Source organism: Roseateles sp. GW821-FHT03B02 (assembly GCF_059421025.1).
In genome coordinates this window covers 764,617-782,810 of record NZ_JBWKUV010000001.1, presented here as the reverse complement: position 1 = coordinate 782,810, position 18,194 = coordinate 764,617, and the positions used below count along the sequence as shown (strand labels likewise).

Genomic DNA, 18,194 nt, shown 5'->3' with positions numbered 1-18,194 from the left:
GACTGCTGACGCAGGCGCTCAAGCTGTCGTGTCACGAGAACCGATGCCTGCCCGCGCCCATGTGTCGCGCCGCCCCGCCGGGCATTACCACGCGGGCCTCCACTCCTGCGGGAAGATCCAGCTCGAACCAGGGCTGCCCCCGCTCGTCGACGCCCCAGGCTGACCCGATGCGCCCATGCGCCGTGGCTTGCGTGGCATGGCCCGATCCCAGGCGGGTATCCAGCAGCGGACGGCACAGCACGGCCTTGAACCCTGGTTCCGCGCTCGCCAGGCCCGCCACACGCCGGTAGAGGAAGCCGGTGATGGCGCCCAGCGCGTAGTGGTTGTAGGAGTTCATCGCCACGTCGCCGGTGTCGCCGTTCCAGCGTTCCCAGATCGTCGTCGCGCCGCGCTCGACCATGTAGCCCCAGCTCGGGAACTCCGTGCGCAGCAGCAGCTCGACGGCCAGTGCGCCGTGGCCGTGGTCGGCCAGCACGTCGAGGCTGAAGGGCGTGCCGAGGAAGCCGGTGGTCAGCAGCGTGCCGCGGGCGCGGATGGCAGCGGCCAGGTGGTCGGCCGCCGCCTGCTGCAGCGCCCCGGGCACCAGGCCGAAGGCCAGCGCGAGGATGTAGCCGGTGTGGCTGCCGTTGCCGATGCGGCCGTCGGGCTGGATGAAGTGCGCGGCAAAGGCCTGGCCGACGCGCTCGCGCCAGGCGCCGAAGTGGGCCGCGCGCCCGTGCCGGCCGGTGGCCGTGGCCATGTCGGCCATCATGCCCAGCATGCGGCCCCAGCAGGCGGTGGCGGTCAGCAGCTTGGGCGTGGTCTCGTCCATCAGGCTGACGGCGTCCAGCGACAGCCAGTCGCCGAAGTCCACCTCGCGCCGCGCGCGCCACAGGCCCTCGGCGTTGGGCTCGGCGATCCAGGCCATCCAGCGCTCCATGGAGTCCCAGTGCTCGTCGATCAGCGCGGTCTCGCCGTAGTGCTGCCAGACGGTGTACGGCAGCACGACGCCGGCATCGCTCCAGCCATGCGCGCCGTAGGCCGGCAGCGCGGGCGGGTTGGTGTCGGCGTAGGCGCCGTCGGCGCGCTGGCTGGCGCGCAGGTCGGCCAGGAAACGGCGCGTGAAGCCGCGCACGTCCATGTTGAACGCGGCGGTGGGCCAGAAGACCTGCGCGTCGCCCGTCCAGCCCAGGCGCTCGTCGCGCTGCGGGCAGTCGGTGGGCATGCCGACGAAGTTGCTGCGCTGGCTCCAGAAGGTGTTGTGCCACAGGCCTTGCAGGATGCGCTGGCTGCTCTCGAAGTGGCCGATGACGGGCAGATCGCTGTGCACCACGACACCGTCGATGTCGTCGGCGTTCAGCGCACCGGGCCAGCCGGCCACCTGTACGTAGCGGAAGCCGTGGTACGTGAAGCGCGGTTCCCAGATCTCGCCGGCGGGGTCGCCACGCAGCGTGTAGCGGTCGGTGCAGCGGGCGGCGCGCAGGTTGCGCATGTCGACCTGGCCGTCCTCGCCCAGGATCTCAGCGAAGCGCAGCGTGACCGTGCGGCCGGTCTCGCCGCGCACGCGGATGCGGCACCAGCCGGCGAAGTTCTGGCCGAAATCGATGACGTACTCGCCCGGTACCGGCTCGCTGATGGCCTGTGGCCGCAGCGTCAAGGTGGCGCGGACGGGCGGGCCTTCCTGCAGGAACAGCGTGCAGGAAGGCTTGGGCGCCGGCCAGACCTCGTCCCAGCCGCCATCGTCGAAGCCAGGCGACGACCAGCCCGCCTGCTCCAGCCGCGCGTCGTAGGTCTCGCCGTGGTAGATCTCGGCGAAGCGCACCGGTGCGGTGGCGGCGCGCCAGTGCGCGTCGGTGGCGATGCGCTGGGTGCTGCCGTTGGGCAGCGTGAGGTCCAGCGTCAGCCACAGGCGGCGCGGTGCGGCGCCGAAGGGGTAGCGGCCCCGGCCGATGGCCTCGCTGGCGTAGAAGCCGTCGCCCACCATCACGCCGATGGCGTTGTCGCCGGCCTGCAGCTGGGCGGCCACGTCGTGCTGCTGCACCAGCAGGCGGTGGCGGAAGTCGCTGTTCTCCGGCGCCAGCAGCGCGTCGCCGACGCGGTGGCCGTTCAGCTCGGCCTCGCAGCCACCCAGTGCCGTCAGCGTCAGCGTGGCGGACACGGGCTTGGCGGGCAGGTGGAAAGCGCGGCGCAGCAGCCGTGCGGGCTGGGCCGGCATGGGCAGCCAGTCGATGGGCTCGGCGGGCGCGCTGGCGGGCTGCCATTCGGGGCCCAGGGTGCCGAGATGCCAGCCCGGCTCGGACAGCACGCGCGTGCGCCAGTCCGCCGGCTGCGGCGACAGGAAGCGCCCGCCACCCCGCAGCAGCGCCGCCAGCCCGCCCTGGCGCGGCTCGGCGATGAAGGGGTGGAAGACGCGCACCTGCGCCGCCAGCCGGTGCGGCCCGGCGGCCAGCGTGCCGAGTGCCAGGTCCTGCATCGCGCGGCCGGACAGCACGTCCGCCGACTCGTGCAGTGCCTTGCCGTCCAGCCACACGCCGGGCAGGCCCTTCTGCGCGGCAATCAGCAGGCGGGCGTCGGGCAGAGGCGCGTCGAGGTGGAAGTCCCAGACGAACTCGCGCAACTTGGGCTCGGGCGTGACGCCTGCGGGCAGGGTGCCCCAGGCCCAATGCCAGCCGGCCTGGCGTTCCGCGCGTGCGGCGGCGTCTTCGGCGGCCAGCCAGCATGCGGCGGTGGAATCGATGGTGTGGCTCATGGGGTGGTGATGTAGTCCAGCCAGCGGAAGCAGGCCGGCGCCAGGCTGTGGCGGCCGTTGCCGGTGGCGTAGAGGCCCAGGTAGACGCCGGTGAAGCCGCCGGCCGTCTCGGTGGACAGCAAGGCACATTCCCCGCCGCCGAAGTCCTGCGCGGGCTGGCCCGGGTGTTGGAAGAAGAAGCGGTAGTGCTGTGCGTCGGCCCGCAGGCCCAGCACCAGCTCGCCGGGCGGCAGCGGCTGCTCCCGCTCCACCTTCCACAGGCTCCCGAGGCGGCGGCGCAGCAAGGCGATGCGCTGGCCGGCGCGGCGGCCGACGGCGATCTCGTAGTGGAAGCGTTCGCTCTTGAAGACGGTCAGGCCCGCCTCCTCGCCGTCGGCGGCGGGCTCGAAGTCCAGCAGTGTGGCGACCTCGCAGTCGAAATGCTGCTGGCGGCGCCCGACGAAGGCCGGCGCGGCCGCATCGTCCAGCGTGTCGGACTGGCCTTGCAGCGTCAGCCAGCCGGGGCGGGCCTGCAGGCTCCAGCTGCCGGGCGCCGGGTTGCGCAGGTGGTTGAACGCGGGGGGCAGGTCCGCACCGTTGAACTCGGTGCGCGGCGCCGGTGTCTCGGGCGGCTGCAGCGGCAGGCTGCCAGCGTCCATCGTCTCGAAGACCTGGCCGATGTGCGGCCAGCCATCGGCCGTCCACGTCACCGGCGCCAGGAATGTCTCGCGGCCCAGGTGGTGGTGCTGGCCGGCAAAGCGCACGGGCGCGGGCCGGATGCCGAGGAACACCGCCCACCAGCGGCCATCCGCCGTCTCGACGAGGTCGGCATGGCCCGTGGCCTGGATGGGGCTGTCCAGGCTGCGGTGGCTGAGGATGGGGTTGTGCGGGCAGGGCTCGAACGGGCCGTCGGGCCGCGTGCTGCGCGCCACGGTCACCATGTGGCCGTACTCGGTGCCGCCCTCGGCGATCAGCAGGTAGTACCAGGCGCCCCGGCGGTAGAGGTGCGGCCCCTCCGGCGCCTTGCCGCCGCTGCCCGTCCAGACCAGCCGGCGCGGCGAGCGCAGCACGCCGGTGGCAAGGTCGATCTCCGCCTGGTAGATGCCCACGGGCTCGTCGCCCAGGAAGCCGCCATTGCCGCTGATGAAGACGCGGCCGTCGGCGTCCTCGAACAGAGAGGGGTCGATGCCCGGCCAGTCCAGCCAGACCGGCTCCGACCACGGCCCCTCGGCCCGGTCGGCCCGGACGAGGAAGTTGCGGAACCGGTTCAGGTTGGTCGTGACCAGGCAGAAGCGCCCGGCGATGTGGCGCAGCGTGGGCGCAAAGATGCCCAGCGAGCTCTTGCAGCCTCGCAGGTCGAGCTGGCTGTCGCGCGTCAGCGCATGGCCGATGGGCCGCCAGCTCACGAGATCACGGCTGTGGAACAGCGGCACGCCGGGGAAGAACTCGAAGGAGCTGCAGGCGAGGTAGTGGTCGTCGCCGACGCGGCAGACGCTGGGGTCGGGATGGGTGCCCGGCAGCACCGGGTTCCGATAGCTCAGGCTCACTGGCGGTTCAGCCACGCGAGGTAGGCGTCCAGCCAGCCGTCGGCCGTCGTGCCGCGCGGCAGGGAGCCGAAGCCGTGGCCGCCGCGCTCGTACAGGTGCAGCTCGACGCGCTGGCCGGCGCGGCGCCAGTTCTGCACGATGTCGAAGCCGTCGGGCGGGAACAGCGGGTCGTCCGCCGCCTGCGCGAGGAAGAGCGGCGGCACGGGCTGGCGCGGCGGCGTGGCGTAGAAGCCGCCGTAGATCAGCGCCAGTGTGTCGGGCATCTCGTCGGCCGTGGCCTGCGTCACCAACGCGCGGCCGCTGCGGGCGCCGGCCGAGAAGCCGATGTAGCCCAGGCGCCTGGCGTCGAAGCCCTGCTCGGCCGCGTGGGCCTTGAGCCAGGCCATCGCGGCGCGGGCATCCTCGATCGCGGGGCCGTGCGGCGCGAGGTCGTCGGCGGCCTTGGGCGCGCCGGGCGCGAAGCGCTGCGCGATCTCGGCGTTGACCTCGGCGGCGAAGTCGGCGTCCGCCACCGGCGTGGGCTTGACGCGGTAGACCAGCACGAAGGTGGTGAAGCCCTGGTCGGCCAGCCGGCGCGCGATGGGCAGGCCCTCGTTCTCGATGGCCACGAAGCGGTAGCCGCCGCCGGGCACCACCAGCACGGCGCGGCCGTTGGCCTTGCCGGCGGCGGGCCGCACCGGGAAGAGCTGCGGCCGTTGCACGTTGCGCAGGATGCGTTCCTGGCCCAGGCCGGTCCACTGGAAGGCCGGGCCGGTGCCGCTGCCGCCGAAGGACAGCGGCGCCGGCAGCTCCATCGGCGTGGCGGGCACGGTGCGGAAGACATGGGCCGGCGGGCCGCCACCCTCGGCGGCGTGGGCCGAGGGCAGGCCGCCGAGCAGAGCCGTTAGGCAGAACGCGGTGGCTGCCGCGCGATGGGCGATGGCGGGGTGATGTCTCATGGGCTGTTATTCAAGAGTGTTGTGAAGCGGCATGCAGCCGCAGCTTGGCCAGCAGGTCCGCCATCAGCGCGCGCGTGTCCACGTGGTCGCAGACCCGGATGTCGCGCCCGGCAGGCCCAGCGGCCTCCTGCGGCAGCACGGTGTGTGCCGGCGCCGTGCGCAGCGCTGCGCCGCGCGCCAGCACCGCGGCGTGCACCAGGGCGCTGTCGCCCAGCGTGACGGTGGGGCCGAGCTGCACGAAGGGCGGCAGCTGCAGGTAGCGCTCGTACAGCCAGCGGCCCAGGGGCGAGATGGGGCGCAGGTCCGCGCCCAGCTCGGCCACCGAGACGGCCAGCTGCTGGTAGGTCTCGCGCGGCACCACCCACAGCGGCAGCGATGGATGCGCGAGCACGTCGCGCGCCGCGTCGGCGTCGGTGGCGAGGTTGTATTCGGGCTCGCCGGTGGCGGTGAGCGATCCGCCGATCCAGATCACCGTCAGGCGCGCGGCGATCTCCGGCGCCAGGCGCAGCGCGGCGGCGACGTTGGTCAGCGGCCCGCCGCAGGTCAGGAACAGCGGCAGCGGGTCGTCGCGCCGGGCTTCGGCAACGATGGCGTGCGCGGCGGCGCTGAGCTGCCCGTCGCCCGTGCCGAAGCGCTCGGCGCCGGTGACGACCGGGCAGGCCTGGCGCAGGCCGGCGACGCGGGCCAGCGCCACGGCGAGGTCGCGGCCCTTGGCGGCCGTCCTGCCCGCCGGCTCCTTGGCCAGCGTGGCGAGCCCGGCGTCCAGTGCCGTCGTCGTGACCAGCACGGTCTTCGTGCTGGGGCTCAGCCACTGGTGGGCCAGCGCGAACAGGCCGTCGGGATCGCCGGCGAAGTCGTTGTCGACGATGACGCGGGCGGTCGGCCGCTGCGCGATCAGCGGCGCGGCGGCCAGGCATGGGGGAGCCAGGGCCAGCGCCGCGGCGTGGCCCAACAGCAGGCGGCGGTCCATGTCAGGCGGGGTTCTTGTGGAAGCGGCCGTCCTTCATGATGGCCTTCAGGTGGTGCTTGTTCTGCAGGATGGCGACGTTGGCGGTCGGGTCTCCGTCCACCAGCAGCAGGTCGGCCAGGAAGCCTGGCTTCAGCAGGCCCAGCTCGTCGCCCATGCCCATGATCTGGCCACCCAGGGCCGTGGCCGCGTGCAGGGCCTCGGCGGGCGTGTAGCCGAAGTGCTCGACCCACAGCGCCAGGTCGCGCGCGTTGCGGCCATTGGGGTTGAAGGGGAAGCCGTAATCGCCGCCCGGCAGCAGGCGCACGCCGCGGCGGCGCAGCTCGGGCACCAGGGCCTTCTGCGTCTCCAGCACCAGGGCCGCGTCCTGCTTCATGTGCGTCATGTCGAAGTGCGGCGGCGGCGTGGCATCCAGCGTGGCCTGGATGATGCCGATGCTGGGCGCGACGAAGACCTCGTCGCGCGCTGCCTCCAGCATGTCCAGCGCCTCTTCGTCGGCGTAGGTGCAGTGGTACAGCACGCGGAAGCCCGCCTTCAGGCCCAGCTTGACGGCCTCGGCCGCGTGGGCGTGGCCGGTCAGCCAGAGGTCGTGCTCGCGGGCGGCCCGGCCGGCGGCCATGAGCTCCTCCTCGGTGTAGAGCAGCTCCAGCGACGCGCCGGGCTTGAGCGCGCTCTCGCCCGAGATCAGGAACTTGACGGCCTTGGCGCCGATGTCCTTGCAGCCCTTCACGAAGGCCGCCACGTTGGCCGGGCCGGCGCCGTGCTCGTCGACCTTGCCCGGGTCCAGCAGCGTGCCTTCCATCGGCGGCTCGCGCTCCACCGACGACGCGATGAGGCGGGGCCCCGGCATGCCGCCGGAGTCGATCATGTCCTTCAGCGCGGGCTCGATGCGCTTGCCCAGCGCGCCGGCCGAGTAGGCGCTGGTGAAGCCGTGGTCCAGCAGGATGCGGGCGTTGCGCGCGGCGGTCAGCGTCAGCTCCTCGGGCGGCAGGCTCATGCCGGGCACGAACTTCTCGACGCTGGTGGGCCAGGTCAGATGCGCGTGGGCCTCCGTGAGGCCGGGCATCAGCACGCCGCCGCGGCCGTCGATGACGCGGGCGTTGTCATGCGGCACGCTGGCGCCCACGGCCGTGATGCGGCGGCCGTCCACGCGCAGCTCGCCGGCGAAGGCCGGGCTGCCGCTGCCGTCGAAGATGCGCACGTTGGTGAAGACGACACCGGGCTCGGCGGCGGGCGGGGTGTAGACGTGGTCCATGGCCAGTTCCTGGGAGGTGCCGGGTTGCGGCTGGATGACGATGCCGTCGGGCAGCGCGTTGGCGCGGGCGATGGCGCCGAGCACGTGCGCGCTGGGCTTGGGGGTGCGCGCCTGGGTGCTGCGGTCCACCGCCACGAGGCCGAAGCGCATGCCGAAGCCGAACACCCACTCGAAGTTGTCGAAGGCCGTCCAGTAGGTGTAGCCGATCAGCGGTACGCCGTCCTGGATGGCCGCGTGCAGGCCGGCCAGCGCCTGCTGGATGAAGTCGATGCGGCGCGCGTCGTCGTCGCCGCAGTAGCCGTTCTCGGTGATGAGGATGGGCAGCTTGAGTTCGTGGGCCACGCGGCGCGCGACGGACGCGATGGCCTGGGGCGCGAACTCGTAGCGGGCGCCGGTCGTCTCGGTGCCGGCGGGCGGCGGCACCTGGCCTTCGGGGCCGTAGATCTCGCGGGTGTAGTTCTGCAGCGCGAAGAAGTCGTCGCCTTGAATGGCCGGCAGCCACTGGCGGAAGTTGCCGTGCCACATCCTGGCCGCCTGCTCCTCGCCGCCGGGCGCGACCTGGGGCTGGGACAGCGCCAGCGCCAGGCCCACCTGCACATGGGGCGCGACGCGGCGGATGACGGCGCGCGCGGCCACGTGGGCGGCCGAGATGGTGGCCACGCCGCGCTCGTCGCCGGCCATCTGGAAGGCGCAGTAGGTGGCCGCGTCGGTGCCGCAGGCCTGGGCGGCGCTGTTGCGCCAGCCCGGCGCGCGCCAGCTCTTAACGTCCACGCCGATGGGCGGCACGAAGCCCAGCGACGCGAACATGCCCTGCAGCAGCACGCCGATGTTGCATTCGTTCAGCGTGACCACGCGCCTTACGGCCGTGCCCAGCGCCGGCATGATCTGCTCCACGTAGCGCGCGAACAGCGCCGGTGTGCGCTCGCCGCGCCAGCCGCCCAGCGGCATCAGCCACTTGGGCGACGTGAAGTGGTGCAGCGTGACCAGCGGCTCCAGGCCATGCTCGACGCAGGCGTCCACCACCGCGCGGTAGTGCGCCAGCGCCTCGGCGCTGAACTCGCCCTCGCGCGGCTCGACGCGGGCCCACTCGATCGAGAAGCGGTAGGCCTTCAGCCCCAGCGAGGCCAGCAGCGCGATGTCGTCGCGGAAGCGGTGGTAGTGGTCGATGGCGTCGCCGCTCTTGTCCACATAGGGCGAGCCCTCGGCCCATTCCTCGGCCCAGGTGTCGCAGTTGTCGTTGCCGCCCTCGACCTGGTGGGCGGCGGTGGCGGCGCCCCAGAGGAAGCCTGCGGGAAAGTTCTTTTGCATGAGGGGAGCGTTGATCGTTCGGTTTGGGGATTCAGGCGGCCGCGGCTTTGCGGCGCGCCCCGAGTTGCTGGTTCATCCGCGAGAGCTGGGTGCGGCCCAGCGGGTAGGCCCAGCCCATGATGGCGGCCACCCCGAGGGCCATGCAGGCGGGGATGACGCTCATCAGCGCCACCACGCCCTGCAGGGCCTGGGGCGCCTGCGCCGCGGCGCCGGCCTGGTAGGCCGTGACGCTGAGCACCCCGCCGACGATGGCGCTGCACAGGCCGGAGCCGACCTTGGAGGCGAAGTTGATCGTCGCGATCAAGGTGCCCACCACGCGCTGGCCTTCGCGGAACTCGATGTCGTCGGCGATGTCGCCGTTGATCGAGTAGCTGATGGGCGCGCTGATGCCCAGGCAGACGTTGGACAGCAGCGACAGCGCGAACACCAGCGGCAGGCGCTCGGGCCCGCCCAGCGCCAGGGCCGTCAGCAGCGCGGCCGCGCCGAGCATGGCGCCGACGTAGACGCGCTTCTTGCACAGGCGCCGCGTGAGCTGGTCGCTCAGCACCACGCCCAGCACCAGGCCGATGCCGCCCAGGCCCATGAAGGGCCCGATGAGCTGTGGCTTGCCGATCACGACGGCGAAGTAGTACACGCCGCTGGCCAGCGGCAGGCCGATCAGCGTGCCCAGCGCGCATTGCGCCAGCACGCCGGCACGCCAGGCGCGGCTGGCGAGCAGGGCACGCAGGTCGGCGCGCAGGTCGGCGCGCGGCCCGCTCATGGGTGGCACGCGTTCGCGCACGAAGGCGAAGCACAGCCAGGTGAACAGCAGGCCCAGGGTCCCGAACACCAGCGCCGCGCGCTGGAAGCCCTGGGCCGGGTTGCCCTCGGAGAGCACGTCCTTGAGCAGGGGGAAGCCGGCGCTGCAGCCCACCACGAAGATGAACTGCACGAAGCTGCTGACCCCGGCCATGCGCAGGCGCTCGTCGGGGTCGGGCGCAATCATCGGCAGCATGGACTGGAAGGGAATCATGATCAGGCTGTAGGCGCACCACAGCGCGATGTAGGCGCCCACGAAGTACAGGGTCCGGGCCATGCCTTGCAGGGGCGGCACCGTGAAGCTGGCCACCAGCGCCAGGGCCAGCACCGGCGCGAACCACAGCAGGTAGGGCCGGGCCTGGCCCCAGCGGCTGTGCGTGGCGTCCACGCGCCGGCCGACCACGATGTCCCACACCGCGTCCACCACGCGCACCAGCAGCAGCAGCGCGCCGATGAAGGCCGCCGACAGGCCGGCCACGTCGGTGTAGAAGTACATCGCCATGCCGCCGGTGGCCGTCACGGCCGTCGGCATGAAGTTGCCCAGGCCGTAGGCGACCTTTTCATGGAAGGGGATGCGGAGCTGGCTCATGGAGGGCTTTCTGAAAAGGGTCAGGCCGTGCGCAGCCGGACCGGGCCGAGCAGACCGGTGGGCAGGCGGGTCAGGCGCCGTCCGGGCAGCGGCAGGCCGCCGGGGCGGGCGGGGTCGCGGTGAGCGTTCTCGGGCACATTGGCCACGGTGATGACGACAGTATTCATGCCCGCCTGCACGCGGCGGGTCACGTCGAAGACAAACGGGCCCTCGCTGCGCATCCAGGGCGTGTCGCCGTTGAGCTGCAGTGACAGCGCATCGTGGGCGGTGCCGAGGTCCAGCACCAGCGCGCCGGCGGCCAGGTCCTTGGCCGTCACGTCGAACTGCAACGTGTAGCGCAGTTGCCCGGCGAAGTCGGCGATGTCGGCCAGGTTGCGCAGGTCGGCCAGCGTGTCCCAGGTGGCGTCGAAGCGGACGCGGCGCCCGCCCAGCCCCACGCCGTCGGCGCTGACCTGCCAGGGGCCGCGCAGTTCGCGCTCGATGGCCTTGCCGGCCGTTGCCGCGCGGGCTGCGCGCGGCGTACGGCAGCGCTCCGCGGGCGCGATGCGCAGCCAGCGTGAGCTGCCTGCCGGCAGTGGCGTCTCGACGCGGTCAATGGTCTTCATGCCTTGTACCTCTCCACTCCATGCATCCCAGACCTCGGCGGCCTGCCCGGCCGGCAACGGCCAGGAGAGCGTCTGCGCCGTCGCGCCGGCGTTGCGCAGCAGCACCCATTGCTGCTCGCCGTCCTCGCGGACGTGGAAGCTGCAGCCATGGCCCGGGTCCAGCGGGAGGCTGGGCGGCACCTTGGCCGTGCGCAGCTCGCGGCCCAGCGCGGAGGGCGCGACGAGGCGGACCGCCCGCAGTGCCTGCTGCACGCGCAGGTCGCGCGCCGCGGCGTCCTTGAAGCCTGCCTCGCGGGCCGGCACGCGGCCGCAGGCCCTGACCGTCACGCCGGCCTCGGCACAGGCGGCCAGGAACTCGGCCACCTCGGCACGCAGTGCCGGCAGGTCGGGCAGCAGCAGCGCACGGTAGCGGTGGCCGCCCGGCGTCACCAGCGCGCCAGCTTCCAGGCGGCTGGCCAGCAGGCCGTGGTCGTTGATCCAGTCCCAGTCGTAGCCGGCATCCAGCAGCGCGTCGTGCCAGGGCGGCGGCGTCATGCGCTCGGCGGCACTGGTGAAGGCGAACAGGTCCAGCGGCGCCAGCACGGCCACGGGCACGCAGGCCCGGCCGCGCTGCAGCAGCAGCTGGTTGCGGGCCATGTAGTCGGTCAGCGGGCGCACCATGGTCCACCAGGGGTTGGCGTCGTCCAGCGGGGTGCCGATCTCCATGGCCTCGAAGGGGTACCAGGGGTGGCCTCCGCTCCAGCCGGTCATGCGCGCGCTGGCCCCGTGACCGACGAGCTGCTGGATGCCGGCGGCGAAGAAAGCGTCGGCGCGCTCGCGCACCTGCTGCGGCGTGACGGCAAAGCCTTCCAGCAGCCAGCAGAAGGCCTCGCCGGTGACGAGCTCGCGGCCGTAGATGTGTGCGGCCGAGCGGGCCACGCGCAGGAAGTGCGGTGCGGCGCCGCCAGCCAGGTCTTCGGTCTCGGGGATGCCGGCCGCGCCATAGGCCTGCAGCCAGTCCACCGGCGCGCCATGGGCCTGCACCTTGGCCTGCAGGCCGTGATCGCGGGCCCAGCCGGCCATGGCGCCGTAGAGGCGCTCGATCATCAGCTCGGACACCGTCAGCCGGTAGTCGTGGCGCAGGCGCGGGCCGATGTCGGCGTCGTCGAACAGCGGCGCGCCCTGGCGGGCCTGGAAGCAGTTGCGCCAGCCGGGCTGCAGCAGCAGCGGCAGGTGCGGGCGCGGGTCGTAGCCGCGGCGGCGCCGGAACTCGGTGCGGAAGTCGGCCGTCCACGGCAGGTCGGCGGGGATCTCCAGGCTGTCGACGAAGATGCTGCGCCAGGTGCCGCCGGCATGCGCGCGCCAGTGCGGCAGCGCCGCGTCGCCGACGCGGGCGGCGTGGGCGTCGAAGGCGGCGCGCTGCAGGTGGTCCAGCACCAGCTGCGGGCCGCAGCCGGCGCCTTCGAGGATCATGTGGTCGCCGACGAAGCGCTGCACGACGACGATCTGCCAGTCGCCTTCGGGCACCTGCCAGGCCAGGCTGCCGTCGGGCTGCAGGCGCTCGGTCAGGTCGACGGTGCGGCCGGCGTCCACCCAGCCGGCTGCCAGCACCTGGCCCCAGCGGTCGGGCAGCGTCATCGGCACGAAGCCGGGGTAGGGACCCAGGCTGGGTACGCCGCCGCGCAGGGCCAGCACGGCGACGGTCTCGACGGGGGCAGCCATGCGTTCCTGCCATGCGGCCGGCAGCGCCTGCTCCTCGGCAATGCCGCCCTGCCTGGCCAGCCAGCTCGCCGATCGCAGCGGGCGCTCGGGCTGGCGGGGCACGCCGAGCCAATGGCAAGGCCCCTGCACGGAGGTCCAGGCCAGCGTCAGCTCCGACGTGGCCAGCTCGGGCGTTACGGCCTCGCCGCCGCCGAAGGGCCAGGCCGAGCCAAAGGTGACGTCCACCAGCAGCCCCAGCCGCGCCGCCTCGGCCATGACGGTGGCGACGGTTTCGAACCAGCCCGGGGTGAACACGTCGTGCACGCGGGCCGACTGCTCGGCCGTCAGCCCGTGGGGCAGGCCCACGCGGCAGGGCTGGATCTCGACGCCGCCCCAGCCGGCGCCGGCAAAGCCGCGCAACTGCTCGCACAGCGCGCCCGCGTCCACGGCGCCACCGGGCCACCACCAGCGCAGCATGGGGCGCTGGGCGGTGGGCGGCTGGCGGAACGCGGCTTCGATCGAGGACATGGGACGGAGCTTGCGCCGGATCAGAACTTGATGTCGGCCGTCAGTCCCACCGTGCGGAAGGAATTGGCCCCCAGCGAGTAGGCGTAGCCGGAGCCCGCGCCCTTGCCCGGCAGCGGGTAGAGGATGGCGTTGGGCACGCGCTCGTCGCCGGCGTTGCGCACGAACAGGCTGAGGCCCCACTTGTCATCCGGGCTGCGCAGGCCGGTGTGCAGGCCGAGGATGTTGTGGGCCTTGTAGCTGCACTCGGCGGCCAGCGTGTTGCACAGGCGCACGGCGGTCTTGTAGGTGGCGTCCAGGCCCAGGCTCCACTCGTAGCCGCCCCAGACCTCGGTGTCGTAGTCGGCGCCCACGGTCAGCTTGCCCTTGGGCGAGTACAGCAGGCGCTGGCCGCCGACGTTCTGGTTGTCGAAGGTGAAGCCGGCCGGGTACTCGGTGCCCAGGATCAGCGCGCCGCTGGTACGCAGGCTCAGCGCGCCCAGCACGCGGGCGCGCAGGTCCAGCTCCAGCCCGTAGCTCTTCACCTTGGGCACGTTCAGCGGGATGCAGTTCAATGCGCCGACCGCATTCAGCGTGCAGTTCTGTTCCTGGAAGTTCTTGATGCTGGTGTTGAAAACGGCGATGTCCACGTCCAGGTGCTTGTTGAACAGGCTGGTCTTCAGGCCGAGCTCCAGGCTGGTGGGCTGCTCGGCCTTGACGAGGGCGCCGCTGGTGGCGCCGTTGGCGGTCAGCGCGCTGATGGGGGTGTCGTTGTCGATCTGCGGGCCCTTGTAGCCGCGGCTCAGCGTCAGATAGCCCTGGGTCTGCTTGTCCAGCGCGTACAGCAGGCCCAGCTTGCCGGACAGGTCGCTCTCGCGCGCCGCGCCCTGGCCGCTCATGACGGTGGTGGGCAGCGCGAAGTTGGCGAAGGCCACGTTGCCGGTGCGGACCTGCAAGTCCTTCACGCGGTCGCGGGTGTAGCGCAGGCCGGTCAGCAGCTTGAACTGCTCGTCCAGCTTGAACGTGGCCTGGCCGAACAGCGCGGCGGAGCCGCTGTCGGTGGTGTAGTCGATCAGCGTGGAGATCGAGCGCGGCACGGGTGGCGACGGCAGATAGGGCGCCGGCAGGATGGTGGTGGTGGAGGTCTTGGTGGAGTGATAGTCGGACAGGAAGACGCCGGCCACCCAGTCCACCGCCTGTCCGCTCGGCGAGGCCAGCCTCAGCTCCTGCGACGCCTGGCGGATGTTGATCGCCGTGCCCTCCGTGCGGATCTTGTCGTAGCCCGCGGACATGTCGATGGCCGCGTAGTCCGGGCCCGTGCGGCGCTCGCGCACGGCGGTGATGGAGGTCAGCGTCAGGCCGTTGGCCAGCGTCTTGTCGACCTGCGCCGACAGCCCGCCGACCTTGGCCTGCCAGATTTCCGGCGAGTCGGAGCAGACGTCGTTGTTGCGCAGGCTCACCGTCACGCCGCAGGCGGCGAACTCGGCCAGCGGCGCATGGTTGCCGGCCGTGTTCGAGGCGTTGGCGATGACGGGCGCGAAGAACACCGCATTGCTGCTCTTGTTCCTGTCGTAGTCGGCGATGAGGTTGATGCTCAGGTCGGCGTCGGGCTTGAGCAGATAGCGTAGCCGCGCGCCGGTGCCCACGGTCTTGGCGTCGGTGCCGTTGTAGACGTTGTGATAGACGCCGGTGAGCTGGTCGGCATGGGCCGTGATGCGCAGCGCCGAGATGTCGTTGATGGGCAGGTTGACCGCGCCGCGCAGCACCGTGTTGCCAAGCCGGGAGCCCAGCACGTTCTTGCCCGAGAGTTCCAGCGAGGCCGAGCCTTCGAAGGCGTTGAATCGGGGTGCCTTGGTGGCCATGTTCAGCACGCCGGCCGAGGCGTTTTTGCCGAACAGCGTGCCCTGCGGGCCGCGCAGCACTTCCACGCGCTCCAGGTCGAACAGCGCGCCGCCGGCCGTGTTGCCCAGCGGCACGCCGTCAACGACGATGCCCACCGAGCTTTCGGCCGAGGTCGTGAACACCGCCGTGCCGATGCCGCGGATGGAGGCGCTGCCGCCGGCGCCGCCGGTCTTGGTGTCGCCGAACTCAAGCGCCGCGACGGCCTTGGACAGGTCGGTGATCTCGCTGACGCCCTGCTTCTGCAGCTGCTCGGCGCTGACCACGCTGATGGCGACCGGCACTTCCTTGAGCGTCTGCGTGCGCTTCTGCGCCGTGACGATGACCGTCGGCAACTCGTTCACGTCGGCCCGGGCCGCGGGGGGCGTGTCGGCGGCGGCTTGCTGCGCGGATGCGGGCGGCGCCACGGACATCAGGCTGGCGGTGGACAGCGCCAGCGCGATGGCGCTGGGGCGGAAGGGCACGAAGTGGGTCGTCAAGTTTGTCTCCTGGGATGGATGCCAAGGCTGAGCCTTGTGCGTTGGTCGTGTGCTGGCAGCGGGCCGCGTGGCCGCTGCGCGGGTTTCAGGAACGGGGGAAATCGAGGCCCGCGGCGGGGCGCCGGCAGGGCGGCGCCGAGGCGGAATCCGGCGAGGTTGCCGGGGTCGGCTGGGTCATGGCTTGTCTCCTGTGAACCTCGCCCTGCGGGGATGGCTGGCGGGCTTTTTGATCTGTTGCGGGCCAGTCTATGGACTCACCATTTATTCATCCAGGGGATGAAGTGAATTCTCTGAATCCATGTTGTGGATGGTGCTGCGGGTGGGTTGCCGGCCCGGGCGTGGCGGGGCTCTGGCGGGCGAAAAACAGGTCCTTCCAGCCGGTGCGTTCAGGGGAAAACACCGAGGTCTCCGGGCCACAAACGGGCCGCGTGGCGAGGGGCTTGGGGCTTGGGGCAGCGCGCGGCGCCGCCGCTCAGGCGTGGCGGGCGATGAAGTCCAGCAACGGGCCGCTGAGGCTGTCGTCGCCGGTGTTGACGGCCAGCGTCTGCGAGAAATGGTTGTGGTGGCGGATGAAGCGCAGCTCGGGCGCAAAGCCATGCCGGCCAGCGAGCCGCGCGAACAGCTCGCCGGCCTGCACCTGCATCTGCAGCAGGTCGCGCTCGGCGTAGCTGAGCAGCAGCGGGAAGGGGGGCATATCGATCTGCTCGACGATGCTCATGGCGGCCAGGGCCTCGGGGTCGTCGGTGCCGAAATAGGCGTCGTTGCGCGGGTCGGGCGTGGCGATGCCGAAGGCCACGCGCGACAGGCGCTCCAGCCGGGCGTTGTAGGGGCCTGAAGCCAGGATGGCGCCGCAGACCTGCACGCCAAATCGCCGCAGCAGCGTCGCCGCTGCCACATGGGCTGCGCCGGCCGACTCGCCCATCAGGAAGATGCACGCCGGGTCGGCACCCAGGGCCGGCGCCTGCGCGCGCGCCCAGGCCAGCGCGGCCGCCACGTCTTCGGGGCCGGCGGGCCAGCGGTGCTCGGGTGCCAGGCGGTAGTTGGGCAGCAGCGTGACGATGCCCTGCCGTGCCAGGTGCCAGCCGATGTTGGCCTTGTGACTCTTGTCGCCACGGATGAAGCCGCCGCCGTGGAAGAACAGCAGCAGCGGGCGCGGCACCAGCGCCTCGGCGGCGGGCCGGTAGACGTCCAGCACCTGGCGCGCGTGCGCGCCGTAGCGCTGCGACTGCTGCAGCAGCACCCCGTCGGTGGGCTGGCGGGCCAGCAGCGGCTCGTACAGCGCCTGCACCTCGGGCAGGTTGAAGCCGGCGCCCAGTGCGGCCAGTCGCGCGGCGATGGAGTCGGGCACGGGGTTCATGGCTTGAGTATCCAAGTGGTCAGCCATGCAGGGCCATGACGGCGCCGTCCAGCAGCGCGCGCAGGCCCGCGGCATCGCCGGCGGTGCCGTAGACGTAGTGGTCCGGCCGCAGCAGCACGGCCTGGCAGCGCTGCGCCTCGAACCAGCGCGCCATGACGCCTTCGGCCTCGGCCATGCAGCCCTCGCCGTCACCGAAGCGCAGCGTCTGCAACTGCAGCGCGCGGGCCTGGGCCGGCGTGGGGCCGCCGAGGTCGCTGCAGGCGGCGATCAGCAGCCGCCAGCCGCAGCCCAGCCAGTGGTCCAGGCGCACTCGCCGGTCCGGCAGCTGCAGCCAGGGCTGCGGCGCGAGGCTGCCCGCCGCGGCGCTGCTGTCGAGCAGGCCGGTGGTCAGGCGCGGCAGCATGTCCTGGCGCGGCCTGGGTGCCACGCCTTCGGCCAGCATCTGCCGATCCCGGGCCCGGGCCGCCTGGACGTCGCGCTCGCAGATCACCGCGCCGATGCCCTTGAGCCGCATCGTCAGGTCGGTCACATGGGCCTTGCGCTCCTGGCCGTAGCTGTCCAGCAGCGCGTCGGCGGCCGGCCCCTGCACGTTGCCCTGCAGCACGGCCGCCAGCTTCCAGGCGAGGTTGACGACGTCTCGAACCCCCTGGCACATGCCCTGCCCGAGGAAGGGCGGCTGCTGGTGCGCCGCGTCGCCGGCGATGAAGACGCGACCCACGCGCCAGCGCTCGGCCACCAGCGCATGGAAGCGATAGGCCGCCTGGCGCCACAGCTCGCCGTCGGCCGGCGTGATCCAGCGCGACAGCAGCGCCCAGGTCGCTTCGTCCTCGACGACCGCCTTGGGGTCTTCACCGGGCTTCAGCGAGATCTCCCAGCGGCGATGGTTCTTGGGGCCCATGACGTAGGTGCAGGGCCGGTCGGGCTCGCAGTACTGCACGCTGGTGGTGGGCAGCTTGGCGAGGCCCTGCGCGTTGGCCAGCACGTCCACGACCAGCCAGGGCTCGTCGAAGGACAGGTCTTCCAGCGTGATGCCGACCAGTTCGCGCACGGTGCTGGACGCGCCGTCGCAGCCGACGGCGTAGCGGGCTCGCACCTGGCTTTCGCGGCCGTCCTCGGCACGGCAGTGCAGCACGACCTGCGCGTCCGACTGCTGCAGGTCGAAGACCGTCAGCCCGGTGTTGACGATGACCGAGGGCCGTGCGGCGACGGCGGCGCGCAGCACCTCCTCGACCGGCGGCTGCGTGAACACGACCGAGGGCGTGTAGCCCTGCGGGTAGGGCCGCGCCACCATGGTCATGCGGCGGATCAGTTCACCATCGACGCCGTAGTAGCAGGAGTCGGTGAAAGGCTCGATGAAGGGCTCGATCTGCTCGACCACGCCCAGTTGCTGGAATACGCGCAGCACCTCGTGGTCCAGCGCGATGGCGCGCGGGCGGTCGTAGACCTCATGCTCGCGGTCGGCCACAAAGACCTTGAACCCGGCCTGGCCCAGCAAGGCCGCGGCCACGGCGCCCGAAGGCCCAAAGCCGACGATGGCGACGTCGTACAGCGGCTCGGCCAT

The 18,194-nt window shown here is 72.2% G+C and carries 10 protein-coding genes; all 10 read right to left on the bottom strand.

The features are described from left to right. Positions 1–31: 31 nt before the first annotated feature. The gene (locus AC07VX_RS03420; RefSeq protein ID WP_493163111.1) at positions 32–2,728 is read right to left on the bottom strand and encodes an alpha-L-rhamnosidase; all 2,697 of its coding nucleotides are present in this window, start codon (positions 2,726–2,728) and stop codon (positions 32–34) included. Continuing rightward, entirely contained in the window at positions 2,725–4,269 is a 1,545-nt protein-coding gene (locus AC07VX_RS03415) for a glycoside hydrolase family 43 protein (RefSeq protein ID WP_493163112.1), read from the bottom strand. The genes AC07VX_RS03420 and AC07VX_RS03415 overlap by 4 nt, the downstream gene beginning before the upstream one ends. Then, on the bottom strand, positions 4,251–5,192 hold the full coding sequence (locus AC07VX_RS03410) for an alpha/beta hydrolase (RefSeq protein ID WP_493163113.1): 942 nt from the start codon (positions 5,190–5,192) through the stop codon (positions 4,251–4,253). Before AC07VX_RS03410 ends, AC07VX_RS03415 begins: the two co-directional genes overlap by 19 nt. A gap of 10 nt (positions 5,193–5,202) precedes the next feature. Continuing rightward, on the bottom strand, positions 5,203–6,162 hold the full coding sequence (locus AC07VX_RS03405) for a nucleoside hydrolase (RefSeq protein WP_493163114.1): 960 nt from the start codon (positions 6,160–6,162) through the stop codon (positions 5,203–5,205). Between the two features lies 1 nt (position 6,163). Next, positions 6,164–8,722 (bottom strand): family 1 glycosylhydrolase, encoded by a 2,559-nt coding sequence (locus tag AC07VX_RS03400; protein WP_493163115.1) that lies wholly within the window; start codon positions 8,720–8,722, stop codon positions 6,164–6,166. Between the two features lie 31 nt (positions 8,723–8,753). Then, positions 8,754–10,109 carry an MFS transporter gene (locus tag AC07VX_RS03395; RefSeq protein WP_493163116.1) on the bottom strand — a complete coding sequence of 452 codons (1,356 nt, stop codon included), beginning with the start codon at positions 10,107–10,109 and terminating at the stop codon, positions 8,754–8,756. Between the two features lie 20 nt (positions 10,110–10,129). Further along, positions 10,130–12,922, bottom strand: coding sequence for a glycosyl hydrolase (locus AC07VX_RS03390; RefSeq protein ID WP_493163117.1), 2,793 nt, complete (start codon positions 12,920–12,922; stop codon positions 10,130–10,132). A 20-nt stretch (positions 12,923–12,942) separates the two neighbouring features. Further along, a complete protein-coding gene (locus tag AC07VX_RS03385) occupies positions 12,943–15,276 on the bottom strand; it encodes a TonB-dependent receptor (protein WP_493163118.1) in 2,334 nt (777 codons plus the stop codon). A 472-nt stretch (positions 15,277–15,748) separates the two neighbouring features. Further along, positions 15,749–16,633, bottom strand: coding sequence for an alpha/beta hydrolase (locus tag AC07VX_RS03380; protein ID WP_493163119.1), 885 nt, complete (start codon positions 16,631–16,633; stop codon positions 15,749–15,751). A gap of 19 nt (positions 16,634–16,652) precedes the next feature. After that, positions 16,653–18,194, bottom strand: a complete 1,542-nt coding sequence (locus AC07VX_RS03375) for a bifunctional 3-(3-hydroxy-phenyl)propionate/3-hydroxycinnamic acid hydroxylase (RefSeq protein WP_493163120.1) — start codon at positions 18,192–18,194, stop codon at positions 16,653–16,655.

What these genes read in the sequence shown, in the direction of transcription:
- AC07VX_RS03420 (WP_493163111.1), bottom strand. Translation starts at nt 2,728, where the DNA reads ATGAGCCACACCATCGATTCCACCGCCGCATGCTGGCTGGCCGCCGAA.
- AC07VX_RS03410 (WP_493163113.1), bottom strand. Translation starts at nt 5,192, where the DNA reads ATGAGACATCACCCCGCCATCGCCCATCGCGCGGCAGCCACCGCGTTC.
- AC07VX_RS03405 (WP_493163114.1), bottom strand. Translation starts at nt 6,162, where the DNA reads ATGGACCGCCGCCTGCTGTTGGGCCACGCCGCGGCGCTGGCCCTGGCT.
- AC07VX_RS03400 (WP_493163115.1), bottom strand. Translation starts at nt 8,722, where the DNA reads ATGCAAAAGAACTTTCCCGCAGGCTTCCTCTGGGGCGCCGCCACCGCC.
- AC07VX_RS03395 (WP_493163116.1), bottom strand. Translation starts at nt 10,109, where the DNA reads ATGAGCCAGCTCCGCATCCCCTTCCATGAAAAGGTCGCCTACGGCCTG.
- AC07VX_RS03390 (WP_493163117.1), bottom strand. Translation starts at nt 12,922, where the DNA reads ATGTCCTCGATCGAAGCCGCGTTCCGCCAGCCGCCCACCGCCCAGCGC.
- AC07VX_RS03380 (WP_493163119.1), bottom strand. Translation starts at nt 16,633, where the DNA reads ATGAACCCCGTGCCCGACTCCATCGCCGCGCGACTGGCCGCACTGGGC.
- AC07VX_RS03375 (WP_493163120.1), bottom strand. Translation starts at nt 18,194, where the DNA reads ATGGCCGAGCCGCTGTACGACGTCGCCATCGTCGGCTTTGGGCCTTCG.